General features: G+C 51.7%; 23 protein-coding genes and 1 pseudogene. 22 read left to right on the forward strand and 2 right to left on the reverse strand.

Going from position 1 to position 24,817, the window contains the following annotated elements; all coding sequences use genetic code 11:
- Nucleotides 1–305 precede the first annotated feature (305 nt).
- The 6 genes from FYJ84_RS00005 (at nucleotide 306) to FYJ84_RS00030 (ending at nucleotide 7,106) form a co-directional block, all read left to right on the forward strand.
- On the forward strand, nucleotides 306–761 hold the full coding sequence (locus tag FYJ84_RS00005) for a peroxiredoxin (RefSeq protein WP_154404888.1): 456 nt from the start codon (nucleotides 306–308) through the stop codon (nucleotides 759–761).
- Entirely contained in the window at nucleotides 761–1,507 is a 747-nt protein-coding gene (gene yaaA / locus FYJ84_RS00010; RefSeq protein WP_154404890.1) for a peroxide stress protein YaaA, read from the forward strand. Before FYJ84_RS00005 ends, yaaA begins: the two co-directional genes overlap by 1 nt.
- A gap of 376 nt (nucleotides 1,508–1,883) precedes the next feature.
- Entirely contained in the window at nucleotides 1,884–3,734 is a 1,851-nt protein-coding gene (locus tag FYJ84_RS00015; protein ID WP_154404892.1) for an NAD(P)-binding protein, read from the forward strand.
- Nucleotides 3,728–5,479: a [FeFe] hydrogenase, group A gene (locus tag FYJ84_RS00020; RefSeq protein WP_154404894.1), complete on the forward strand. Its 1,752-nt coding sequence runs from the start codon at nucleotides 3,728–3,730 to the stop codon at nucleotides 5,477–5,479. The genes FYJ84_RS00015 and FYJ84_RS00020 overlap by 7 nt, the downstream gene beginning before the upstream one ends.
- Before the next feature lie 127 nt (nucleotides 5,480–5,606).
- Complete coding sequence (locus FYJ84_RS00025) at nucleotides 5,607–6,383, forward strand: Cof-type HAD-IIB family hydrolase (RefSeq protein ID WP_154404896.1); 777 nt, start codon at nucleotides 5,607–5,609, stop codon at nucleotides 6,381–6,383.
- Nucleotides 6,384–6,521: 138 nt separating this feature from the next.
- The gene (locus FYJ84_RS00030; protein WP_154404898.1) at nucleotides 6,522–7,106 is read left to right on the forward strand and encodes a peptidoglycan-binding protein; all 585 of its coding nucleotides are present in this window, start codon (nucleotides 6,522–6,524) and stop codon (nucleotides 7,104–7,106) included.
- A gap of 83 nt (nucleotides 7,107–7,189) precedes the next feature.
- Here the strand turns inward: FYJ84_RS00030 and FYJ84_RS00035 are convergent, their stop codons facing one another.
- Together FYJ84_RS00035 and FYJ84_RS00040 are read right to left on the reverse strand one after the other, a co-directional pair.
- Nucleotides 7,190–7,369: a type II toxin-antitoxin system Phd/YefM family antitoxin gene (locus FYJ84_RS00035; RefSeq protein WP_154404900.1), complete on the reverse strand. Its 180-nt coding sequence runs from the start codon at nucleotides 7,367–7,369 to the stop codon at nucleotides 7,190–7,192.
- Between the two features lie 37 nt (nucleotides 7,370–7,406).
- Entirely contained in the window at nucleotides 7,407–8,360 is a 954-nt protein-coding gene (locus FYJ84_RS00040; protein WP_154404902.1) for a magnesium transporter CorA family protein, read from the reverse strand.
- A gap of 386 nt (nucleotides 8,361–8,746) precedes the next feature.
- On the opposite strand from FYJ84_RS00040, the gene FYJ84_RS00045 reads away from it, so the two are divergent.
- The 16 genes and pseudogenes from FYJ84_RS00045 to FYJ84_RS00120 all read left to right on the forward strand — a co-directional run bounded on the left by FYJ84_RS00045 (nucleotide 8,747) and on the right by FYJ84_RS00120 (nucleotide 24,814).
- On the forward strand, nucleotides 8,747–9,406 hold the full coding sequence (locus FYJ84_RS00045) for a TetR/AcrR family transcriptional regulator (RefSeq protein WP_154404904.1): 660 nt from the start codon (nucleotides 8,747–8,749) through the stop codon (nucleotides 9,404–9,406).
- 110 nt (nucleotides 9,407–9,516) lie between these two features.
- Nucleotides 9,517–10,215 carry a TVP38/TMEM64 family protein gene (locus FYJ84_RS00050; protein WP_328596294.1) on the forward strand — a complete coding sequence of 233 codons (699 nt, stop codon included), beginning with the start codon at nucleotides 9,517–9,519 and terminating at the stop codon, nucleotides 10,213–10,215.
- Between the two features lie 37 nt (nucleotides 10,216–10,252).
- On the forward strand, nucleotides 10,253–11,392 hold the full coding sequence (locus tag FYJ84_RS00055; RefSeq protein ID WP_154404906.1) for an acyltransferase family protein: 1,140 nt from the start codon (nucleotides 10,253–10,255) through the stop codon (nucleotides 11,390–11,392).
- A gap of 142 nt (nucleotides 11,393–11,534) precedes the next feature.
- Entirely contained in the window at nucleotides 11,535–11,804 is a 270-nt protein-coding gene (locus FYJ84_RS00060; protein ID WP_277006743.1) for a DUF4321 domain-containing protein, read from the forward strand.
- A 44-nt stretch (nucleotides 11,805–11,848) separates the two neighbouring features.
- Nucleotides 11,849–12,436, forward strand: a complete 588-nt coding sequence (locus FYJ84_RS00065; RefSeq protein ID WP_154404908.1) for a Maf family protein — start codon at nucleotides 11,849–11,851, stop codon at nucleotides 12,434–12,436.
- On the forward strand, nucleotides 12,408–13,094 hold the full coding sequence (gene radC, locus FYJ84_RS00070) for a RadC family protein (RefSeq protein ID WP_154404910.1): 687 nt from the start codon (nucleotides 12,408–12,410) through the stop codon (nucleotides 13,092–13,094). The genes FYJ84_RS00065 and radC overlap by 29 nt, the downstream gene beginning before the upstream one ends.
- Nucleotides 13,095–13,166: 72 nt before the next feature.
- On the forward strand, nucleotides 13,167–14,204 hold the full coding sequence (locus tag FYJ84_RS00075) for a rod shape-determining protein (protein WP_154404912.1): 1,038 nt from the start codon (nucleotides 13,167–13,169) through the stop codon (nucleotides 14,202–14,204).
- 1 nt (nucleotide 14,205) lies between these two features.
- Nucleotides 14,206–15,144: a rod shape-determining protein MreC gene (gene mreC, locus FYJ84_RS00080; protein WP_154404914.1), complete on the forward strand. Its 939-nt coding sequence runs from the start codon at nucleotides 14,206–14,208 to the stop codon at nucleotides 15,142–15,144.
- A complete protein-coding gene (gene mreD / locus FYJ84_RS00085; RefSeq protein WP_154404916.1) occupies nucleotides 15,141–15,635 on the forward strand; it encodes a rod shape-determining protein MreD in 495 nt (164 codons plus the stop codon). Before mreC ends, mreD begins: the two co-directional genes overlap by 4 nt.
- An 81-nt stretch (nucleotides 15,636–15,716) precedes the next feature.
- Nucleotides 15,717–17,573: a penicillin-binding protein 2 gene (mrdA, locus tag FYJ84_RS00090; RefSeq protein ID WP_154404918.1), complete on the forward strand. Its 1,857-nt coding sequence runs from the start codon at nucleotides 15,717–15,719 to the stop codon at nucleotides 17,571–17,573.
- A 17-nt stretch (nucleotides 17,574–17,590) separates the two neighbouring features.
- Complete coding sequence (minC, locus tag FYJ84_RS00095; RefSeq protein ID WP_154404920.1) at nucleotides 17,591–18,277, forward strand: septum site-determining protein MinC; 687 nt, start codon at nucleotides 17,591–17,593, stop codon at nucleotides 18,275–18,277.
- 98 nt (nucleotides 18,278–18,375) lie between these two features.
- Nucleotides 18,376–19,164 (forward strand): septum site-determining protein MinD, encoded by a 789-nt coding sequence (gene minD / locus FYJ84_RS00100; protein WP_154404922.1) that lies wholly within the window; start codon nucleotides 18,376–18,378, stop codon nucleotides 19,162–19,164.
- A gap of 13 nt (nucleotides 19,165–19,177) precedes the next feature.
- Nucleotides 19,178–19,435, forward strand: a complete 258-nt coding sequence (minE, locus tag FYJ84_RS00105) for a cell division topological specificity factor MinE (RefSeq protein ID WP_154404924.1) — start codon at nucleotides 19,178–19,180, stop codon at nucleotides 19,433–19,435.
- A gap of 128 nt (nucleotides 19,436–19,563) precedes the next feature.
- Nucleotides 19,564–20,673 (forward strand): rod shape-determining protein RodA, encoded by a 1,110-nt coding sequence (gene rodA, locus FYJ84_RS00110; RefSeq protein WP_154404926.1) that lies wholly within the window; start codon nucleotides 19,564–19,566, stop codon nucleotides 20,671–20,673.
- A gap of 73 nt (nucleotides 20,674–20,746) precedes the next feature.
- Nucleotides 20,747–23,306, forward strand: a pseudogene (locus tag FYJ84_RS00115) (TIGR03960 family B12-binding radical SAM protein).
- An 80-nt stretch (nucleotides 23,307–23,386) separates the two neighbouring features.
- Nucleotides 23,387–24,814: an Rne/Rng family ribonuclease gene (locus FYJ84_RS00120; protein WP_154404928.1), complete on the forward strand. Its 1,428-nt coding sequence runs from the start codon at nucleotides 23,387–23,389 to the stop codon at nucleotides 24,812–24,814.
- Nucleotides 24,815–24,817 lie beyond the last annotated feature (3 nt).

The raw sequence follows: 24,817 nt of genomic DNA on the forward strand, positions 1-24,817 counted from the left end.
TCACCTCCTGTCACTTACTATTATATCACCACTATGTTCTATTGTCCACCTCAATTACTTGCGTAAATTCGGTGGACGTGGCATTCATCTCCCGCCTATAGAGGCAGGGAGTCTTCTGCCACATTAAAATAAAATGCTTGAGTTTGTTGCCGAGATATCCGAAAAGGTTGGCAGAATAAACAGTCACACGGCATTCAAATAGCAGAAATCAAAGGTATGTTAAAATGTAGCTTTGATGAAAATTTCATTGTATAAGTATAGTATAAGTATAAGTATTAGTGTTTTTTAGAATGGGAGGAATAACTATGTTAGAAGTAGGAACCAAGGCACCTGATTTTGAGCTGCCTGACCAGAATGGCCAGCTGCACAAGCTGAGTGATTATTTGGGCAGGAAGGTTATTTTGTATTTTTATCCGCGGGATAATACGCCGGGATGTTCCAGGCAGGCAAGCGGCTACTCTGAGCTGTATGACCAGTTTGTGGAGCAGGGAGCTGTCATTTTGGGCGTAAGCAAGGATTCGGTGGCTTCTCACAAAAAGTTCGAGGAAAAATATGGCCTCAAATTTACTTTGCTTTCAGATACGGAACGCAAAGTTATCGAAGCATATGATGTGTGGAAGGAAAAGAAAAACTACGGCAAGGTTTCCATGGGCGTGGTTCGGACCACTTATCTTATTGATGAGCAGGGCATAATAGTTATGGCCAATGGCAAGGTAAAGACGGCAGATGATGCAGAAAAGATGCTGCAGGTGATTGGCTGATGAAGATTATCCTGTCACCTGCCAAGAAAATGAATGTGGATACGGATAGCCTGCTGCCCCTTAGCGTGCCGGTCTTTTTGGAGAGCACAAAGGAAATTGCTGCCTGGCTGAAGGGGAAGTCATATCCTGAGCTGAAGAAGCTTTGGTGCTGCAATGACAAAATAGCCGGGTTGAATTTCCAGCGGCTTGAGAAGCTGGATTTGACAAGAAATCTGACACCGGCAGTGCTGGCTTATGAGGGGCTGGCATATCAGTATATGGCACCGGCGGTATTTGAGGATGGCCATTTTGAATATGTGCAGGAGCACTTGCGGATTTTGTCGGCTTTTTATGGTATTCTGAGGGCGATGGACGGGGTGGTTCCCTACCGCTTGGAAATGCAGGCGAAGGCTGCCATAGGAACCGCCAGGGATATGTATTCCTATTGGGGGAGCAGGCTGTATGAAGCTGTGCGGGATGAGAGCGGCATCATCATCAATCTTGCTTCCAAGGAATATGCCAGATGCATTGAGAAATATCTGACGGCAGATGATACTTATATCACTATAGTATTCTGCGAAAAGGCAGGGGATAAGCTGGTGACCAAGGGAACCTATGCCAAGATGGCTCGCGGGGAAATGGTCAGGTATATGGCTGAGAATTGTATTGAAAATCCCATGGAAATAAAGCATTTTAATCGCCTGGGATATATTTTCCGGGAGAATTTGTCTTCTGATACTGAGTATGTGTTTGAGAGAATACAATGAAGTTGACAACCGGGTATCTGAAATGTACAAATATCCAATCGGGTGCATTGGGAAGACCCTGGATTCAAAGATACCAAATCTGGAAATTATGCAGCTGTTTACTCGCGAGATTGTCCAAAATCTCACTGGGTATGGTGGTGTCAGTGATGTTATTAACATGATGGAGGAAATTTAGAGAGGGAATATTGTGTAATTCGCCAAAATTGTTTATACAATTGTTCCTAGGGTTAAGATGTAAGAAGTTTGTATTCTATGAATATGCATTGAATAATAGTTCCAAGGCTTTTGAAATTTGTGCAACATCTTCTGATTTATGATATAATAATTGCATGGGTAAAAGATTTAGTATTCATTTGTGTGTTGTGGAGAGAAGCGTATGAGTAGATTAAAAGTAGAGACTCCGGACCGGGTGCAGCTGACGGTGGAGAAGCTGTACAAGGATTTGGAGCGGCACATCATTGCCTCGCCGCCGGGGCTTTGCCCGGTGGATTTGCAGCTGTCCTTCTTGAAGGTTTGCCAGGCGCAGACCTGCGGCAAGTGCGTGCCATGCCGTGTGGGGCTGACCCAGCTGCAGCATCTTCTTGAAGATGTGCTCAGTGGCAAGGCAACCATGAAAACCCTGGCCCTGATTGAGAAGACGGCCAAGAACATCGAGGCAAGTGCTGACTGTGCCATTGGCTATGAGGCTGCCCACATGCTGGTAGCAGGTTTCGATGGTTTCCGGGAGGACTATGAGCACCATGTAAAGGAAGGCTGCTGTTCCGTGCATGCCCAGCACGCTATTCCGTGTGTGGCACTTTGTCCTGCCAAGGTGGATATTCCGGGGTATATTTCCCTGGTGGGAGAAAAGCGCTATGCTGATGCGGTGCGCCTTATCCGCAAGGATAATCCGTTCCCTACGGCATGTGCACTGATTTGCGAGCACCCTTGCGAGGCCCGCTGCCGCCGCAGCATGATTGATGTGTCAGTCAACATCCGCGGCTTGAAGCGCATGGCTGTTGACCATGCCCATGCAGATACGGTGCCTGTGCCTGAGAAGTGCGAGAGCACCGGGAAAAAGGTGGCAATTATCGGCGGCGGCCCTTCCGGGCTTTCGGCTGCCTACTATCTTGAGCTGATGGGGCACCATGCGGTGGTCTTTGAGGAAAAGAAGAAGCTGGGCGGCATGCTGAGATATGGCATTCCGAATTACCGCTTCCCACGGGAGAGATTGGACGAGGATTTGCAGGCAATCCTGAGTACAGGCGTAGAGGTGCACCTGAATACGAGGATTGGCGAGGGTGAAGGCGAGATTTCCCTCAAGACCTTGAACAATGAGTACGATGCCATCTATATCGCCATCGGTGCCCATACCGACAAGAAGATTGGCATTGAAGGGGAAAATGCCAAGGGCGTCATCTCCGCAGTTGAGCTTTTGAAGCGGATTGGCGATGACGATATGCCTGACTTTACCGGCAAGGAGGTTGTGGTGGTCGGCGGCGGCAACGTAGCCATGGACTGCACCCGTTCCGCTATCCGCCTGGGTGCCAAGAAGGTGGGCATTGCCTACCGGCGCCGCCAGAAGGATATGACTGCCCTGCCGGAGGAGGTAGAGGGTGCCATTGCCGAGGGGGCAGAGCTCTACGGCCTGAAGGCTCCACACCACATTGAGGCGGATGAGAATGGCAACGTGACTGCTCTCTGGGTTGAGCCGCAGATTATCGGCCCGATTGATGCCTGGGGCAGGGCCCGCCCTATTCATGCAGATGTGCCTCTGATGAGGATTCCGTGCGATATTATTATAGTGGCTATTGGTCAGGGCATTGACAGCAAGGCTTTTGAGGATGCCGGTATCAGCATCCAGCGGGGGGCTATTGCGGCGGCTATGACCGGCGAGGTGCAGAATGCCGGCGGTATCTTTGCCGGTGGTGACTGCGCTACCGGCCCTGCTACTGTTATCAGGGCGATTGCTGCAGGCAAGGTGGCGGCTGCCAATATTGATGAATATCTGGGCTACAAGCATATTATTTCCTGCGATGTGCAGATTCCTGAGCCTGACCTGGCTGACAAGGTGCCTTGCGGCAAGGTGCAGCTGGCTGAGGAGGAGGCAGGTATCCGCAAGCAGAGCTTCGAGCCGATGGAGCTGTGCATGAGCGAGCAGGAGGCATGCCAGGAGGCTGGCAGGTGCCTGCGCTGTGATAAGTATGGATTCTCTGCCCTGAAGGGAGGCCGCAGACTCAGATGGTAAACTTGAAGATTGATGATATTGAGCTTTCCGTGGAGGAAGGCACTACCATAATGGAAGCAGCCAAGAAGCTGGGGATTTACATTCCTCATCTCTGCTTCCTGAAGGGGATAAATGAGATTTCTGCCTGCAAGGTCTGCGTGGTGGAGATTCAGGGCAAGGACAAGCTGGTTACGGCTTGTTCCACCCCTGTCAGCGAGGGCATGGTGGTGTTCACCAACTCCGCCAAGGCAAGAAGCGTGAGAAAATCCAATGTGGAGCTTATCCTGTCCCAGCACGACTGCCTCTGTGCTACCTGCGTGCGCTCCGGCAACTGTCCGTTGCAGACACTGGCCGGTCATCTGGGCATTTATGACCTGCCTTTTGAGCGGCAGGTAACGGAGCAGGCTTGGGACAAGGAGTTTCCGCTGATCCGGGATTCCAAGAAGTGCATCAAGTGCATGCGCTGCCTGCAGATTTGCAGCAAGGTACAGGGCTGCGATATTTGGGATGTGCAGAATACAGGGGCATATACCAATATCAGCACCGTGGACAACATGCCGATTTCTCAGGCGAAGTGCACTTTGTGCGGCCAGTGCATCACCCACTGCCCGACAGGTGCTTTAAAAGAGCGCAATGATTTGCCGGCTATCTATGATATCCTGGCAGACCCGGATAAGGTGACCGTGGTGCAGATTGCTCCGGCAGTGCGCACTGCCTGGCTGGAGCGCAATGACGTGGAGCCTGGGATTGACACCGAGGGCAGGCTGGTGGCAGCCCTGAAGCGAATTGGCTTTGACTATGTGCTGGACACCGTGTTCTCCGCTGATGTGACTATCATGGAGGAGGGCAATGAGCTTTTGGAGCGGCTGCGTTCCAAGAAGCAGATGCCGATGTTCACCTCCTGCTGTCCTGGCTGGGTTTCTTACCTTACCATGTATCACCCGGAGCTTTTGGGGCAGCTGTCCACTACCAAGAGCCCTCAGCAGATTTTCGGTGCCCTGATCAAGACTTATTTTGCGGAAAAGACAGGAGTTGCCCCGGAAAATATCTGCTCTATCGCCATTATGCCTTGCGTTTCCAAGAAGCGTGAGGCTGCTTTGGAATCCATGAATGCCAGCGGCTATCAGGATGTGGATTATGTGCTGACTACCCGTGAGATGGTGCGCCTGCTTAGGGCGGAGCATATTGACCCGCGGGGACTGAAGGAAAAGCCGTTTGATTCGCCTATCGGTGATGGCACCGGCGCAGGTGCTATTTTTGGCGTTACCGGCGGCGTGATGGAGGCTGCCCTCCGCACTGCCTACAAGGTGGTAACCGGGGAGGAAGCTGACGAGGATGCCTTCAAGGCGGTTCGCGATACCCGTACCCAGGGGCGTGACAATGCCATCAACCTGGGGGGCATACGCACTGCCGAGTTTGAGATTGCCGGCAAGGTGCTGAAGACCTGCGTTGTCAGCGGCCTGAAGAATGCGGAGGAGGTTATCCAGCAGATTCAGAGCGGAGAGGCTCATTATGACTTCGTTGAGGTCATGGCATGCCCGGGCGGCTGCGTAGGCGGCGGCGGACAGCCTATCCATGAGGAAGCTGAATGGGCACCGAAGCGCGGCGAACGCCTCTATGAGCTGGACAAGGAGCGCAAGCTGCGCCGTTCCCACGAAAATCCGCAGGTACAGAAGCTGTACAAGGAATTTTTGGAGACGCCTCTTTCGGAAAAGGCGGAGCATCTGCTGCACACACAGCACATGTGGGAAAAGAATTACCGCTAAGTAATATGTTATTTAGGTAAATGCTATAACGTTATAATGTTATAATGTTATAATGTTATAATGTGTCAGGAAGCGTCAGCTGTATGGTTGGCGCTTTTTGTTGAATATTTAGAGGGGCAGGTTTTGTATGAACGAAATTAAGATTGCGTTTTTTGACATTGACGGGACTGTTTTTGACATGGACACCAAGACTGTTTCTGACAGGATGAAGGAGACTTTTAAAAAGCTGCGTGAGAATGGCATTAAGATTTGCATTGCCACCGGCAGGTCACCGATTTTGCTGTATGATATTTTCGGGGTGCGGTTTGATGCCTATGTTACCTTCAATGGCTCCTACTGCTTCAATGACGATGAGGTGATTTTCAGCAATCCCCTGTCACCAAAGGATGTACAGCAGATTATCAAGAATACCCGGGAAATCAACCGTCCTGTCGCATTGGCAACCAAGACGCGGTTTGCCGCCAATGGCCTGGATGATGATTTGCTGGCATTTTTCCAGATTGGCGGTCATAGCATTGAGGAAAGCCCTGATTTTGCTGAGGTTGCCAAGCAGGAGGTATTTCAGATTATGTCCGGGGGATATTTGTCTGAAAGGCCACAGCTGGTAAAGGATACGGACAATGCCAAGGTAGCAGCCTGGTGGGACAGGGCAGTGGATATTGTGCCTGCTGACGGCGGCAAGGGGGTTGGCGTGACGAAGGTGCTGGAGTATTTCGGCATTGACCGTGCCAATGCTATGGCATTTGGTGATGGCAACAACGATTTGGAAATGTTCCAGGCGGTGGACAACGGCATTGCCATGGGCAACGGCTCTGATGATTTGAAGGCTATTGCCAGGGACGTATGCGGCAAGGTGTCCGAGGATGGCATTTACCATTATTGCCTTGCGCATGGATTGATTTAAGCAGGAAATTTCTTTTTTTATATAGGCGCGAAGCCCTCTTTGAACCTTGTCATTTGAACTAACATTTAGAAATTTTGACACGTTTTTTCAGGCATGGTAAAATGAAATAAATCTGAAAAAACGAAGGAGAGTGGTTTTGTGAGACTTGGCAAGCTCAGTTTTTGCATTCTGGCAGGGCTGCTGATGGTATTTTTTGCCTCAGTTGCTGCCGCCCATGGTGCGATGGTGGAGGCCGGTGATGAAGGCCGTTATGTAGAGGAAGTTCAGACACTGTTAAAGGAAAAGGGTTACTATAAAGCAGAAATTCATGGCCGTTGCGACGAGGCAACGGTGGAGGCAATCAAGGCATTTCAGCGTGCCCATCATCTGGATGCTGATGGGATAGCTGGTCCTATGACCATGCGGAAGCTGCGTCCTGTGGCTCACAGGCACGACCTGAGTCATGCCAGGGTTGTGACGGTAAATGCTTACGCCTACAGCCCTCAGGACCCCGGCATGGGCAAGTATACGGCATCGGGAACGCCCCTGAGACGAGGTGTGATAGCGGTTGATCCGAATTATATCCCGATTGGCACCAATGTCTATATTCCTGACTACGGCGATGCGGTGGCAGAGGATATCGGCTGGAATATTCAGGGCAATACTATCGATATTGCTTTTGATACCCATGAGGAAGCCCTTTATTTTGGCAGGCAGGTATTGGAGATTTACATTTTAGACTGATTTTAATAACTTTTTAGCATTGAAAAAGGCTTATGACAATGGTTGGCTAACCTCGTCATAAGCCTTTTTTTAAAAAGTGTTATTTATTTCTTGTTTTTCAGCTGGTAAATCTGCTTTTGCAGGTCATTGTACATGTCCATAGGCAGCACCACCAGGTTCTTGTCGTTGCTGCGCTGGACAAAAAGCGCCTGATTTTCGTCATTGGCCTTGTCAGCATAGATGGAAAATTCCTTGAGAAATTCAGAGGAAGAAAGCGGTATCATACATAACAGCTCCTTTTATCAAAAAATATCCGTGCTCCTAAAACATGTCCCGTCTCCATAGCAGGAGGCCGCAGAAGGCTGCCAGGGAACCTGCCAGCACGCAGATGAAGAAGAAGCCGTTGGAGTTTTCTGCCATAGGCACCGGCACGTTCATGCCGAAAAAGCTGGAGATAACAGTCGGTATGGCCAGCAGAATGGTTACAGCTGCCAGGAATTTCATGACCTGGTTCAGGTTGTTGGACATGATGGAGGAAAAGGTATCTGCCAGCCGGGCCAGAATCTTGCTGTACATCTCTACCATTTCCCGTGCCTGCTTGTTCTCGATGATGACATCCTCCAGCAAATCCTCATCCTCCTCGTAGTATTTCAGCATGGGCTGCATGGAGGTAGTGGTGCGGAGCCGCATGAGCTTTTCCAGCACGGCACCGTTGGAACGCAGGGAGGCGTTGAAGAAGGTCAGTGCCTTTTGCAGTTCCAAAAGCTTCAGGATCTCCCGGTTCTTCATGGAATGGCGCAGCTTGCTCTCGATCTCGTCAGATTGCTTGCTGATCTGGCGCAGGTAGCGGAGGTAAAAGGTGGCACTGCGATAAAGTATCTGAAAAAGAAAACGTGTCTTCTTGAAAGTGCGGAAGAAGCGGGCACTTTTCTCGTTGAAGTAGGAAAGCACCGGGGTTTCCTCCAGGCAGACAGTGATGATGTATTCCTCTGTGACGATGATGGCCAGCGGCAGTGTATCGTAGCTGCCCTCGTCCCGTACCACCGGCACGTTGGTCAAAATCATCACGCTGTCATCCTCAATGTCAATATGGGAACGCTCCTCGTCATCCAGTGCGGAGCGGAGAAAGTCAGGCTCAACCTCGGTCAGGTTGCCTACCACCTTCAGCTCGTAAGGTGTAGGGTCCACGATGTTAATCCAGGCACCGCTTTCAAGGGTTTTAAGGCTCAGCTCCTGTAGTGGCCCGGTTTCTAAAGATTTGTAAATCTTCAGCATAGTGATGGTTCTCCTTTCGTTACGGAGACTCTATCCATCGCCATGCAGGATTGCCATGTGCCTGGCAACTGCTTCTCGCCCGGCACATAGCAACCGCCCATAGATTACGCAGTACACATAACCTTTATATGCATTATATGCTGCGGGGCAATAGATACAGTCTCCCTATTTAATTTTGGTTTGTCCTGGGGTTCAGGGCCTGCGTCCATTGTTTTCACCTCGCAATATACAATCGTGCAATAATTTTTTGCCATACAAATATTACTACCACCAGCGCATCTTAGTCAATCTTTTTATGGCGGGATTATATAAATTTTACATAAATTGACACCGACTGAACAATCGGTTATAATTTAAGCAGTGAGCAGGGGATAGCTGCTCATGTCATGGCTGCTGTGACCGGGACAGCGGCAGAAAAGGATTTTATTATGCGCAGACAAAGTGAGGATAAGAAAAAAGCAATATTTGAGGCAGCCATTGCCTTGATTGCTGATGGCGGACTGGCTGGCATCAGCATGTCCAAGCTGGCAAAAAAGTCAGGTGTGCCCCAGGCTACCATGTATGTGTATTTTTCCAGCAAGGAGCAGCTTTTGAGGGAGGTGTATGAGTATACGGAGAAATTTATCTGCCATTATCTGGCGGAGGGGCTCGATATGGACCAGCCGGTTAAGGAATGCTTCAGGGAGTATTATCGGCGGCTGATTAAGCTGGGGCAGGAGCACAGTGACAAATTTCTTGTCCATGAGCAGTTTTTGGCGTCCATGCAGAGCCAGCAGCTGGCTCTGGAGCAGGTATATGTTTTTTATGAGCCTTTGTATGAGTTTGTTTATCGGGGGCAGCGGGAGGGGCTCATCAAGCCGGTAGCTCCGATTGCCATCCTGAGTTATTTTTCTATGCCTCTTACAGGGCTTTTATTTGGCGATATGATTTGGGGCAACCATCCCCAGCCTGACTGGTATGAGGTATTTTTCCGCATGAGCTGGGAGGCTGTAAGCATCAGCCAGAATGAAGATGGCTTTTGGTCAGGTGGCAAGGAAAAAGAGTGATAAAGACATAATGAGTGTATTGTGCTATAATGTTCTACATGATTGTATTGGTATGCAATTGGCTGCGCTGTCAGCCGGTTGCAGGTGGTTGTGTTAGGAGATTGTAGCCTATGAAAATGTCGAAATCTACTTTGCCGATAAAAATTGGTGCCGTGGCGGCACTCTGCCTGCTGTTTGGCATTGTTTACCTTTTAAATCCTGCATTTTTTGGAGAATTGTGGGATGTGTGCCTCAGCGGTGATATGCACCGGGTAGCGGAATATATCAATTCCTTTGGAGCCTGGGCAATGGTGTTCAGCTTCTTTTTGGTGCTGTGCGTCAATGCCATAGGCTTTCCGCCTGCCATGATTTTTTCCTCTGCCAATGCCTTGATTTTTGGCATTGTGCCGGGAATTTTATTGGCATGGATTGCGGAGACTGTGGGTGTGGCACTGAGCTTTGTACTGCTGCGATTCCTTTTCCGGGATGCGGCAGAGGACGTCATCTCGAAGCATAAGTCCTTGCAGAAGATTGACGAGCTGAGCGGCAGCCAGGGCTTCAAGGTCATGCTGATTGCCCGCATCATCCCATATCTGCCTTCCGGGCTGCTTAATGCCCTGGGAGCTGTCAGCAAAATGTCCTTCAGGGATTTTACTATCGCTGCCCTGATTGGCAAGCTGCCATCTACCGCTATCGAAGCAATGATAGGCCATGATGCGGTGACAGCCAGCGAAAATCCTTATCGTTTGGTCTTTTCCCTGGTCCTGGCAATTGTTATGGTAGTCGGTTTCATTATCTACGAAAGACGTCAGAAGCAAAAAAAAATCTGATTACATCACAAAAATTTTATTCTAGGGGGTTACAAAATTGGAAAAGAAAAGGCGTATATTCTTTCTGGACAATCTCAAGGCATTTATTGTCTGCCTGATGATTGTCTTCCACGCAGCCATGTGCTACATGGCTTATGCACCTGAATGGTGGTACACGGTGGACAAGGCGGACCCGAAGTTTGCCTTCACCCTGTTCGTGCTCTGGGCAGACATCTTCATCATGCCGGTGATGTTCTTCATCTCCGGCTATTTCGGCATCATGTCCCTGTCCAAGCAGACCGGAGCGCAGTTCTGGAAAAGCAAGCTCCTGCGCATTGTCCTGCCCTGGATAGCAGGCGTTATCCTGCTGGCACCGCCGGTGACTTACATCATGTTTGCCAGCCGTGGCATACCGATGGATTATGTTAATGATTATCTTTTCAAGCTGTTTGTTTTCGGCCCATGCTTCAGCCATGTGCAGTACTGGTTCCTGGGGATGCTGACTTATCTCTACATCGCCTTGTTCCTGTTCTGCAAAATCATGCCCTCCTTCAAGGAGCGTCAGGGGATTTCTATACCGGGCCCGAAGCTGTTTGTGGGCTTTGCTGTCCTCTGCTATATCTGCACGGCTGCTGCCTACTTCTATGTTAATGGCAACTATGACCTGTGGTGCAATATCTGGCCGGTTCTGGTTTACCAGCCTACCCGCATTTCCTTCTATCCGCTGTATTTCTTCCTGGGGGCATATGCCTGGCGGAATCAGTGGTTTGTGGAGGGAGGCTACAAGGCTGATCCGGCCAAATGGCTGCCTGCCTTCATTGTGACCGGCATTGCCTACCTGTTCTATACCACCATGGGTGCTCCTACGGCAGCCAGCCCGGAGCAGTACATGCTGGTCAAGGCTGCCATTCACGTTCTTTTCCTGCTGTCGGCTGTCTTCGGCCTGCTGGCGGTTTTCCAGTCCAAGCTGGATTATACCAATGGCATCCTGGGGGAGCTGGCTGCCAACAGCTACAACATGTACTATACCCACATGGGGCTGGTGATGCTGATAGCATGGGGCTTCCTGTCCATTGATTTGCCAACTTATCCAAAGTACATAATTGTTAGTATTTTGTCGCTTTTGGCAAGTTATTTGACTGGAAAAATATTGATGGTGCTGCCATGTTTTTCCGTTGGTAACAAAGCGAAAAAATAAACATAAATAAACATGAAATTTAGACTCTGGGTGACTTGATTTTTCTCTCAGAGTCTTTTATTATGTTAGGAGGGATTTTTATGTTGGCGGTGCCGATTCTGACAGGAGCTGTGCCGCGGACAGGCAATAGGAGGTTTGGGATGTGAGCGTGTTGAGCAAAAGCTATGGTACCCTGGTGCTTTATGTAGTGATAGGAGCCATTTTGGGCGGACTTCTAGGGGAGCTGCTTTCCGGCGTGGATGCCTTGAGCAGCCTGATGCCCTATCTGAAAAATCCGTACCCGGTAATCAACGTGGTGCCGTCGGTAATTGACATCTATGTTATCAGCCTGACGGTGGGATTTTCCTTTTCGCCAAATCTCATGAGCATCATCGGCGTGGTGATAGCGGTGTGGATATTCAGGCATACCTGAGCAGCTGCATCAGGTACATCTGCAATCCGAGGAGGCAATTCTTAATGTTTATTCTGGCTTCTGCTTCTCCCAGGCGGAAGGAGCTTTTGGAGCAAATCGGCTGCTGCTTCAGGATAGAGACAGCCGATACTGAGGAAGCCGGCGGCGAGGGCATGACTCCCTCTGAGCTGGTGATGAAAAATGCGCATTTAAAGGCGGCTGCCGTGGCGGCACTGCACCCGGATATACCGGTGCTGGGTGCCGATACGGTGGTGAGCCTTGATGGAAATATTTATGGTAAGCCTAGGGACAGGGAGCATGCTATAGAGATGCTGACCAGTTTCTCCGGCAGGGCACATCAGGTTATGACCGGGATTGCCCTGGCATGGAAGGGACGCATCTGGCAGGCATACGAAACGACGGAGGTAGTTTTTGCCCCGCTTTCGGCAGCTTCGATTACCCGTTATGTCGATACCGGCGAGCCCGCTGACAAGGCTGGTGCTTATGGTATTCAGGGACGGGCGGCTGTCTTTGTTGAACAAATCAGAGGTTCCTATTCCAATGTCGTAGGTTTGCCGCTCCATTGTCTTGACGGCCTTGCCAGGAAGGCGGGGATTGATTTATATGGCAATGGTGAGGGAACTGCCGGTTGACGAGAGGCCAAGGGAAAGGCTTTTGGCTTTGGGACCGGGTTTTTTGAGCAATGCAGAGCTTCTGGCAATTGTGCTGCGAAATGGCTCCAAGGAGAGGTCAGCCTTGCAGCTGGCCCAGGATATACTGAGCCTGTACAAGGATGATGGCGTTTCAGCCCTGGGCCGTATGACGGCAGGAGAGCTGATGTGCCTCCAGGGCATAGGCAGTGCCAAGGCTGCCGAGGTGATGGCCGCGGTGGAGCTTGGCAAGCGGCTGAATGCCCATATAGCCAGGCAGAGGGCGATGGTCACCTGCCCGGAGGATGCGGCTGATTATGCCATGCCGCGTTTCAGGTACGAGGACAGGGAGCACTTTGCAGTTATTTTATTGAATGTAAAAAATCATATTTTATCTATGCCTGTGATTTCTGTTGGCAGCCTGACGGCTTCCGTGGTGCATCCCCGGGAGGTGTTCAAGGCGGCAATCCAGCAGGCGGCGGCATCCATTATCCTGGTGCACAATCATCCCAGCGGTGACCCCACTCCCAGCAAGGAGGATATTGAGGTTACGGCGCGGATGGTGCAGGTAGGCAGGGTGATGGATATTCCCGTGCTGGATCATATTATTTTAGGAAATGATAATTATATTTCCCTTAAAGAAAAAGGTGTGATAAAATAGAGTTTGCTGTATCGAAGCTGATGTGGCAGGGGTATGGCAGCGGTTCTATTTTTGAAGGGAGTAATTTTTAACATGTGGAACATTTTTGGTGGTTTATCCCATGACATGGGTATTGATTTGGGAACAGCAAACACTTTGGTTCATATCAAGGGCAAGGGCATTGTCCTCCGTGAGCCGTCTGTTGTAGCAATAAAGAGCGATACTGGTGATGTGCTGGCTGTAGGCGACGAGGCGAAGCGCATGATTGGCCGTACTCCTGGCAGCATTGTGGCTATCCGCCCTATGAAGGATGGCGTCATCGCGGATTTTGATGTGACTCAGGCCATGCTGAAGTACTTTATCAGAAAGGCCATGAATACCAAGTCCTTTGTGCGTCCAAGGGTAGTGGTGGGCGTACCATCCGGCGTTACCGAGGTGGAGAAGCGTGCCGTTATTGATGCAGCACAGCAGGCAGGTGCCAGGGAGGCGTATCTCATTGAGGAGCCTATGGCTGCCGCTATTGGTGCAGGGCTGCCTGTAGAGGAGGCTACCGGCTCCATGGTGGTTGACATCGGCGGCGGTACTACCGAGATTGCAGTTATTTCCCTGGGGGGCATCGTTACCAGCTGCTCCATCCGCATCGGCGGTGATGAGATGGATTCTTCCATCATCCAGTATATCAAGCGTGAGTACAACCTCCTGATCGGTGAGCGTACTGCGGAGGAAATCAAGATCAATATCGGTACTGCCATTGCAGAGCCATCCAGGGAAAAGACCATGGATATCCGCGGCCGCGATCTGGTCAGCGGCTTGCCAAAGACCATCAAGATCGTGTCCAGCGAAATCTGCTCCGCCCTCAGTGAGCCGGTGCAGAAGATTGTGGATGCAGTAAAGGGCACTTTGGAGAAGACTCCGCCTGAGCTGGCTGCCGATGTTATGGATCATGGCATCATGATGACCGGCGGCGGATCCCTGCTGACCAGCCTTGACAAGCTCCTGAGCCGTGAGACCGGCATGCCGGTGCTGGTTTCTGAGGATGCCCTGTCCTGCGTTGGCGAGGGTACCGGGCGTTCCCTTGAGAACATTGAGCTGTTGAAGCGCGTTGTTATGACTACGAAGAAGTTGAGATAAGATGAACAGGGTACGGCGAGATAAAAATTCACAGCGCACGGTTTGGCTGCTGATTTTTGTGGCGGTCAGTATCTTTGTGATTATATTTTTTGCGGCAAGGGGCAGGTTTTCCGCCCCTGTCAGCAGCCAGGCGGTAACGGGGGCGCTGGCTCCCTTCCAGCGGGCGGTGTCCTGGGCTGGCTATCAGGTCAATGGCGTTACCTCGGCAATCTGGGAGCTGGTGTCTGCCTACTATCAGAATGAGCTGCTGAAAAACGAGGTAGTGCAGCTGAGGCAGCAGAACCTGACAGCTGCCGAGTATGCTGCTGAAAATGAGCGGCTGCGCAATCTGCTTGGCTACAAGCAGACAGCTTCCCAGTTTGATTTGATGGCAGCCCAGGTGATTGGAAGGGAACAGGCTACCTGGACCAGCATGATTGTAGTAAACAGGGGCAGCAGTGACGGTGTTGCCAGGAATATGCCGGTGGTGACGGAAAAGGGCCTGGTAGGCGTCGTGACGGAGGTTTCGCCCAATGCTGCCAAGGTACAGCTGGTGCTGGATCCACGCTGCTCCGTGGGTACGCTGATACAGAGGCCGGAATCCAGGGTGGCAGGCATTGTGCAGGGCAATATCGAGGATGCCCTGACACCAAATATGATTAATATCCCGAAAAATTCTGACGTGGTGGAGGGGGATATCATCATCACATCAGGCTTTGGCGGGATTTTCCCCAAGGGCATCATGGTGGGCAAGGTCAGGTCGCTTCATGATGACGGCGGCGGACTGCTGGAGGTTGCCGTGGTGGAACCAGCAGTGGATTTCCAGCGGCTGGAGGATGTGCTGATTATTACGGCATCCCGTGAGGCTCCGCCTGCGGCATTGACGCCGCCACCGCAGACTCCGGGCACGGAGACCGATAAGGATGGCAATTTTATCAAGGCAGAGGGCAGTGAAAAATGAGGACTTTCTTGTACTGGCTGGCGCTGGTGGTGACAGCCTATGTGGTGCAGACGTCGTTCCTGCCGCTGATTTTTTATCGCGGCATCGGGCCTGATCTGTTGCTTTTGATTACGATTTCCTTTGCCTTTCTGAAGGGAAGGCGGCTGGGCTGCTTTATGGGCTTTTTGCTGGGGCTTTTCAAAGACCTTGCCTCCGGCGGCTTTTTGGGCATGAATACCTTTGCCAACATGATGATGGGGTACTGCTGCGGCATTTTTTCCAACAGGGTGCTCCGGGACAGCTTTATCCTGCCTATAGCGGCGGCATGGATGAGCACCATTTCGGTGTTCTGCCTGTTTGAGATTATTTTTCTCTTGCTGGGGTATGGCTTCTTTCCGTTGGCGCATATCAAGTACAAGCTGCTGCCCATGCTGTGCTACAACATAGTTTTTGCCTGGCCGGTGCATGTAATGGTGCACAAGGTTGACAAGCGTGTATCTGAAAAAAAATAAATTTGTGGCAGCAGGGACTGCCACATTTTGTTGTTTATTTTGCCAGTGCTTTGCTGGCATATAGATGATTGGGAGATTTAAATGTCGGATAAGGATATTTTTAGTGGACGGCTGAAGGTGCTGAGCATCATCATTGTTCTTGTCATCAGTACATTGATTGCCCGGATGGGGTATCTGCAGGTGTACGATGGCGAATATTATGCAAATCTGGCAGACGGCAATCGCATCCGTCTGGTTCCTTCGGTTGCCCCGAGAGGGACAATGTACGACAGGAACGGCAATATCCTGGTAACGAATCATCCCGGGTTTACCGTTTCCCTGCTGCCCCTGACGGAGCCCATTTCCGAGGAGGTCATCAGCAGGCTGTCGGCGCTATTGAATGTGCCGGTGGAGGAAATCCACAGCAAGATTGCTGCCCATGTAGGTTTTGACCCCATCCGCATCAAGACCGATGTGGGGCCGGAGCTGACTACGATTATCGCGGAGCAGAAGGATTTGTATCCGGGGGTTGTAGTGGAGGTCCTGCCTATCCGCGATTATATTTACAAGACCCAGGGCGCCCATGCCTATGGCTATGTAAGTGAAATCAGCGATGCGGAGCTGGAAAAAAAGAAGGATGAGGGCTACAAGAGCGGTGACATCATCGGCAAGTTCGGGCTGGAAAAGGTCTATGACCAGTACCTGCGGGGCACTAACGGCGGCGAGCAGGTGGAGGTGGATGTTACCGGCAAGCCTGTGCAGGTGCTGGGCAAGAAAAATCCTATTCCCGGCAATGACCTGCACCTGACTATCGATCAGGAAATTCAGGCGGCAGCGGAAAAGGCCATCGATGAGCAGCTGGTGCAGATTGGCGCCCATGCGGCGGCAGCTGTGGCTCTGAACCCTCATACCGGCGAGGTGCTGGCCATAGTCAGCCGTCCTGCCTTTGACCCCAATCTTTTCGTCAATGGCATTTCCTCCAAGGACTGGGCGGTAATCAACAACAATCCTTATTATCCTATGGACAATAAGGCCATTACCGGTGAGTATCCTCCTGGCTCCACCTTCAAGATTATCACCGGCACGGCAGCCCTGTCCGAGGCAAAGGTAACTCCTGAGGAGAAGATTTTTGACTCCGGCCATCACTGGATTATCCCCAAGGGCAATGCCGGTGGCGAGGCACTGGGCTGGCTGAATTTTGAGGAAGCCATGGCACATTCGGATAATGTGTATTTTTATGAGATGGGCAATCGTCTGGGCATTGACCAGATTGAGCGGTATGCCCGCATGTTCGGCATGGGGAAGACAACAGGTATTGACCTTCCTTATGAGGCAGAGGGACTGGTGGCATGCAAGGAGTACAAGAGGCGTGTTTTTGAGGAGGACTGGTATCTGGCAGAGACCTTTGATGCTGCCATTGGCCAGGGCTTCAATCTGGTGACACCGTTGCAGGCGGCTTCCATCATGGGAGAGATTGCCGCTGATGGCAAGAGGTACAAGCCTTATCTGGTGGATAAAATCGTTGATGTGAATGGCAATGTGGTCAAGCAGTTCAAGCCGGAGCTTTTGAGCCAGCTGGATGTGGAGGAAAGGTTTATCCGCCTGGTGCAGGCTGGATTGCATCAGGTTACCAAATATGGTACTGCGGCTTTTATCTTCGGCAAAAATTATCCTGTGGAGATTGCCGGCAAGACAGGTACAGCGGAGAATCCCCACGGCAGGGATCACGGCTGGTTTGTGGCCTATGGGCCTTTTGACAATCCTACCATCGTGGTAGCGGTGATTGTTGAGCAGGGCGGCTACGGCTCCCAGTCTGCGGTGCCTATCGGCAAGAAAATCCTGGATGCGGCCTTCCATATCCCGGACCCGGCCCAGGTGGCAGCCAAGGCAAAGGCCAAGGCTGAGGCGGAAGCCAGGGCAAGGGCGGCTGCAACGGCACAGGTTCAGAAAAAGCAGTAATTGCGAGAGGTGTTTGTATGGCAAGGGAACTAATCAAAATCAAGGGCGGTGCAGGCGGCTTTCAGCTGATGATAGACAGCTCGGCAGAGCTTGCTGATGTGCAGGAGGAGCTGGAAAAAAAGCTTTCCGAGCATCCTGAGTTTTTCCCCAAGGGTACAGAGTTTCAGCTGGTGGTGGCAGATCTCAGCAAATCCGTGCGCAGCGGCCTGAAGGAATTCCTTACGGACAAGGGGCTGGCGGTGACTGCAGGTGACAGGAAGCCTCTCAGGCGGCAGGAGCAGCAGGGAAGCTCCGGGGGGCGCGGCATGCAGCCGCCTGTGCAGGCAGCTCAGCAGTCCTTTCAGTCAGAGGGCGGCAGCCGCCTGACTGAGGAGCAGCAGGTGATGACCGTCATCAACCGTACAGTCAGGAATGGTGAGGAGATTACCTCCCAGGGCTCCGTGATGATCTGCGGCAATGTAAATCCCGGTGCCAAGATTGTGGCAGCCGGCAGCATTGATGTCCGCGGTAACTGCCGGGGGATTGTCCATGCCGGAGCTATGGGGGACTATCAGGCATTTGTGGTGGCAGACAGGCTGATGCCTATGCAGATACGCATTGCCAACCTGATAGCCCGCTCCCCGGACAACCCGGAAAAGAGCGATTATGCCGAGAAGGCTTATATAAAGGACGGGCAGATTATCATTGAGCCGATAGAGAGGTAACTGCCGGAAAGAGAATTACTGTATAATTACTGTATAGTTGCTATATAATTGCTGTAGAGATAATTTGGAAGGTAACAGAAAGGTAGGATGTTGTTCTGATGAGTGAGGTTATTGTAGTTACATCCGGCAAGGGCGGCGTAGGCAAGACTACCACTACCGCCAATCTTGGCGTGGGGCTGGCACAGCGGGGCAAGAGCGTGGTATTGATTGACACTGATACAGGCCTGCGCAATCTCGATTTGCTGCTGGGGCTGGAAAACCGCATTATGTATGATTTGGTAGATGTTACGGAGGGGCGTGTGCCGTACAAGAAGGCATTGGTGCGCCACAAGAAGTATGAAAGCCTGTTTTTGCTGCCTACTTCCCAGATAAAGGATAAGTCAGCTGTCAATCCTGCCCAGCTGATGGTGCTGTGCGATGAGCTGCGCAAGGAGTATGACTATGTGATTATTGACTGCCCGGCAGGCATCGAGCAGGGCTTCAAGACGGCTATTGCCGCTGCTGACCGCGCTATTGTTGTCACCATGCCGGAGGTTTCCGCTGTGCGTGATGCGGACAAGATTATCGGTGAGCTGGGACGTGCTGAGAAGGACAATATCAGCCTGATTGTCAACAGGATACGTCCGCAGATGGTGGAAAGCGGCGATATGATGGATATGAGCGATATCGATGACATTCTTTCCATCAAATGTATCGGCCAGATACCTGATGATGAGATGGTGGTTACCTCTGCCAACCGGGGCGAGCCGCTGGTAGGCAATCCAAAGTCCCAGGCAGGCATTGCTTATGACAATATTGTCCGCCGCCTGCTGGGGGAGGATGTGCCTTTTATGACCTTCGCCAAGGATGGTTTCTTCTCACGCCTGAAGAAAGCCCTGGGAATATAAGGAGGTCTGGATAATGCTGAGTTCACTGTTAAGCATTTTTAAGAAAGAAAAATCCGGCAAGGTTGCCAAAAAGCGCCTGCAGATGGTGCTTATCCAGGACCGTGCCAGTGTATCACCTGAGGTTATGGAGAAGCTCAGGGACGATATTATCAAGGTGATTTCCAAATACATGGTCATCAATCAGAGCGATATGGAGATTTCCCTGGAAAATGTGGAGGATTCCGTGGCACTGGTGGCAAATATTCCTGTCCAGAATATGCGCCATCAATGATATGCTGTTCAAGGACGCTGATGCAGAGCTTGCATTGGCGTTTTTTGTTGTTATTTTTGCTGGTTCGTGCTATCATTATAGGGTTGAGAAGGAATTATTTTGCATGGCTTTGACGGGAGGGATTGGCCTTGTTTTTAGATAAAAAGCTGCTGAGAAAAATGGATATGAAGCTGCTGCTTTCGGTAACGGCAATAATCATTATCAGCCTGATTGTTATCGGCAGTGCTACTCATGTAAATACACCCAGTGAGGAGAGATACTGGTTCGTGCAGAGGCAGGGCATGTTTGCCCTGATTAATGCAGGGGTAGCCATCTTCCTGATGAATTTTGACTACAAGATGCTGCAGCGGTATGGGCAGAAGATGTATATTTTCAACCTGGTCATGCTGCTGGCGGTTATGTTTGTGGGACAGTCAGCCCTGGGGGCACAGCGCTGGATACAGCTGGGACCTATTACCTTGCAGCCTTCGGAGTTTTCCAAGATCATCATGATTGTTTCCCTGGCGGCTCTCTTGCAGGAGAAGGTGGGCAAGCTGAACACCCTGTCCGACCTGCTGCCGGTGGCGGCCTATGTGGGCGTCCCCTTCCTGCTGGTTATGAAGCAGCCGGATTTGGGCACCTCGCTGGTGTTCATGGCGATTTTCTTCGGCATGATTTTTGCCTGCGGCATTAACCTGAAGCTTTTGGCAGGTATTTTCGGCACGGGCATAGCCTGCCTGCCCCTTTTGTGGCATGTGCTGAAGGATTATCAGAAGATGCGCATCATGGTTTTCCTTGATCCAAATGTTGATCCCCTGGGGTCAGGCTATCACATCATCCAGTCGAAGATAGCCATCGGTTCCGGCATGCTCTTTGGCAAGGGGCTTTTTGAGGGAACTCAGAGCCAGCTGAACTTTTTGCCGGAGAACCATACGGACTTTATCTTTGCCGTGGTAGGCGAGGAGTGGGGCTTTATTGGCACGGTGGTCTTGCTGCTTTTGTACCTGGTGGTGCTGTGGCGCGGGATACAGATTGCCCGTCAGGCACAGGACAGCTTCGGCACCCTGCTGGCGGTGGGAATTACCTCCATGCTGGCCTTCCATGTGCTGGTAAATGTGGGCATGACAGCCGGTATTATGCCGGTAACGGGCATTCCGCTGCCATTTATGAGCTACGGTGTCAGTGCATTGACTACTAATATATGGGCGATTACGATATTGATGAATATATATCTGCGCAATCAGAAGCTGCAATTTTAGTATGGAAATTTAAAATGGAAATCTAGAATAGAAACAGTGGTTGATTTAACTAGAGAAAGAGGTATGAGCTTTGATTATAAACTTGGAACCGGAGATTTTGCAGGCGGTGGAGAAGCCGGCACGCTATACGGGGCATGAGCTGAATGCGGTGCACAAGGATTGGGACAGCGTGCCCTGCCATTTTGCCCTGGCATTGTCGGATATCTATGAGGTGGGCATGTCCAACCTGGGGTTGAAAATCCTCTATGAGGTGCTAAACAGCAGGCAGGATACCGCCTGCGAGCGTGTGTATGCACCGTGGGTGGATATGGAAGCAATTATGCGTGAGAGGCAGATTCCGCTGTTTTGCCTGGAGAGCTTTCATGCCGTGAAGGATTTTGATTTTCTGGGCTTTTCCCTGCAATATGAGATGATTTATTCCAATATTCTGAACATGCTGGATTTGGCAGGGATTGCCGTATGGAGCCGTGACAGGGGCGAGGATGAGCCTTTTATCGTAGGCGGCGGTCCTTGCGTGTACAACACGGAGCCCATTGCTGATTTCTTTGACTTCTTTATCCTGGGTGAAGGAGAGGAAGTCATCGGCGAGGTGGCATGCCTGTTTAGCCAGTGGCAGCAGGAGGGACGTCCCGGGGGACGAAAGGGCTTTTTGAAGCGTGTAGCAGGGCTGGATGGCATCTATGTGCCGTCCTTCTACCATGTGGAGTACAATGAGCAGGGCTTGTTTGCTTCCATCGAGCCTATGGAGCCTGAGGCAAGGCCTGTGATTTACAAGCGGCTGGTTAAGGACATGGATGCAGTGCCTTTTGTGGAAAAGCCGGTACTGCCATATATTGATATTGTCCATGACCGTATTATGCTGGAGCTTTTCCGGGGCTGCACCAGGGGGTGCCGCTTCTGTCAGGCAGGTACTTCCTACCGTCCTATCCGTGAGCGCAGCCGCAAGAGGCTCCGGGAGCTGGCACGGAAGCTGGTGGATTCTACCGGCTACAACGAGATGTCCCTGACCTCTCTGAGTTCGGCAGATTATTCCTGCCTTGGGGAGCTGGTAGATGACCTGTTTGCGGATTTCAAGGATGAAAAGGTGAGCTTTTCCCTGCCATCCTTGCGCATAGACAGCTTTTCCATTGATTTGGCACATAAGATGCAGCAGGTCAGGAAAAGCGGCCTGACCTTTGCACCGGAGGCAGGTACCCAGAGGCTTCGGGATGTTATCAACAAGGGCGTTACAGAGGAAAATCTCATGGGAGCGGTGGAAGCTGCCTTCAAGCAGGGCTGGAAGCAGGTGAAGCTGTACTTCATGATGGGTCTGCCGACGGAGACTGACGAGGATATTGTGGGCATTGCCAGACTGGCAGAGAAGGTAGCGCAGAAATACAAGGAAGTAACCGGCAAGTGGGGCGTGACGGTGACCATCAGCGTGTCCTGTTTCGTGCCGAAGCCTCATACGCCGTTCCAGTGGTATGGACAGGTATCCCGTGAGGAGTTTGAGCGGCGCCAGAGGCTGCTGCGGGCCAGCATCAAGGAGCGTGCTGTTAAGTTCAACTATCACGAGGCCAGCGTCAGCGTGCTGGAAGGGGCTATCGCCCGTGGTGACCGCCGCATCAGCCAGGTGATTTATCAGGCCTGGCAGGACGGGGCGAAGTTCGACGGCTGGACCGACCACTTCAAGAACGATGTGTGGCTGGCAGCTTTTGAGAAGTGCGGCATTGATTTGGAGCTGTATAACCAGCGTACCCGTGAGCGAAGCGAGAAGCTGCCTTGGGAGCATACTACGCCGGGGGTAACCAAGGAATTTTTGCTCCGTGAGTACAAGAAGGCTCTGTCAGAGGAGCTGACAGAGGACTGCCGCCGGGGAAAATGCTCCGCCTGCGGTGTATGCCCTTCATTGGAGGCGAAGATTGTGGATTGGAGGCGTGAGCATGTATAAGTATCGGGCAGAAATTACCAAGGGAGAGGAAATCCGCTATATTTCCCATCTGGATTATGCCGGGGTGATGGAGCGTGCCATCCGCCGTGCCAAGCTGCCGGCGGCCTACTCCGAGGGATTCAATCCCCATATCAAGATGGCCTTTGCCTCGGCCTTGTCCCTGGGGGTGGTCAGCGAGGCGGAGTATATGGATTTTGAGCTGACCAGGCCCCTCTGCCAGCCGGAGGTTTTTGAAAAGCTCAGCCAGGCACTGCCGGAGGGGGTAAAGCTTTTACGATTGAAGCCTGTCCGGGAGCCGAAGCCCTGCAAGGGGAAGAAGCACAAGGCACTGATGGCAGAGGTGGAGGAAGCTGAATACGAGCTTTTGCTGCCTATGGCGGAGGGTGCTGGCTGGGATGGCGCAGTCAATGCGGTAAAGGCGTACAATGAGGCCAAGGAAGCATTTGTGCACCGGGTTACCCCGAAGACGGACAAGCAGATTGAAACCAAGCAGTACATGCTGCAGCCTGTGAAGCTGTCCATGGCAGGGGATTTGCTGAAGCTGAATATGGATATTGCCATTACCCAGACCGGCAGCGTGAAGCCGGGGGAGGTGCTGGAGCTTTTAGTGAAGGAGTACGGCCTGCCGGGGATTTTGAGCAGGGTGCTCATCAGGCGTACTGCCATGAAGGGGCAGGGAAAGCCATTGATTGAGCTGGTATAAATTGCAGGCTGCCGGGGCAGCAAAATGGTGCAGCAGCCATGACCAGCGGCTGAACAAATAAGTGATTTTGGGGGACTTTTATGAGGTCTATTATCGTTAATGTGATGCCAGAGGAAACACGGATTGCCGTAACGGAAAACGGCAGGCTGACAGGGCTGGAGCTGGAACGTCCCAGGCATTCCCATCTGGTGGGCAACATTTACAAGGGAATAGTGCAGAACGTATTGCCGGGTATGCAGGCAGCCTTTGTAGATATAGGCTGGAGTAAAAATGCCTTTCTCTATATAGGTGATGGCAAAACGGCAGAAAATCCCGGCGGCGAGAGGAAAAAAATCCATATCGGGCAGGTGCTGCCGGTGCAGATTACCAAGGATGAGGTGGGCAGCAAGGGCCCCCGCGCTACCCTGCACCTGACTATCCCCGGCAGGAATGTGGTGCTGATGCCAAGGTCCTCTTATATCGGCACTTCCCACCGCATTGATTCGGAGGAGGAGCGGAAGCGGCTCTATGATATCGTAAAGGCGGCATGCCCTGAGGGCATGGGAGTGATTATCCGCACGGCTGCCATGGGGCAGAGCGCGGAGAGCATCCAGAGGGATATACGCTATCTGGCAAAGGTCTGGCAGTCCATAGAGGCAAGGGAGAGGATCACCAAAAATACCGGGCTCCTGTACCGGGATGTGGATTTGGTCATCCGCATCGTCAGGGACATATTCAATGATGATGTGGCGCAGATGGTGATAGATGATGCCTCTGTCTGCCAGCGTGTCAAGGAGCTTTTGAAGGATATTGATGCCGGCTGGGCGGACAGGGTGCAGCTCTATGAGGGGCGGAAGATTTTTCGCGAGTATGGCATTGAGGAAGAAATTGCCAAGCTGGAAAGCCGCTATGTGGAGCTGCAATCCGGGGGCTTTCTGGTGATTGACAAGACCGAGGCCATGACTGTTATTGACGTCAATACGGGCAGCTTCGTAGGTGATTTGAATCTGGCGGAGACGGCATTTGCCCTCAATCAGGAGGCGGCGGAGGAAATAATGCGGCAGCTCCGGCTCAGGGATATTGGCGGCATCATCCTTGTGGATTTCATCGACATGGAAAAGGACAGCCACAACAAGGCTCTTTTGCAGCAGCTGCGACATCTGGCACAGCTGGACAGGGTAAAGACCAATGTAGTGGATATTACCTCCCTGGGGCTGGTGGAGATTACCAGGAAAAAATCCCGGCACAACATCGAAAATCTCCTGCATACTGTCTGCCCTGTGTGCGAAGGCTCCGGCAAGGTGCTTTCCCCGGAGGCTGTTGCCATCAAAATCTGCCGCGATATCAGGCGCATTGAGGCAAGGAAGCATGTGTCAGAGGGCTATCTGGTGCAGCTGGCGCCGGATACCGCAAACCAGCTGAAAGGCACGGATTACTTTGCCGGGCTGGCAAAGGACTTCGGCGTTTCGGTGGAGATAGAGGCAACCCGTGAGATTGCCCCGGGGTGCTATGTGCTTTTGCAGAAGTGAAAA

This window comes from Anaerovibrio slackiae (assembly GCF_009695585.1).
Lineage (GTDB): Bacteria > Bacillota > Negativicutes > Selenomonadales > Selenomonadaceae > Anaerovibrio > Anaerovibrio slackiae.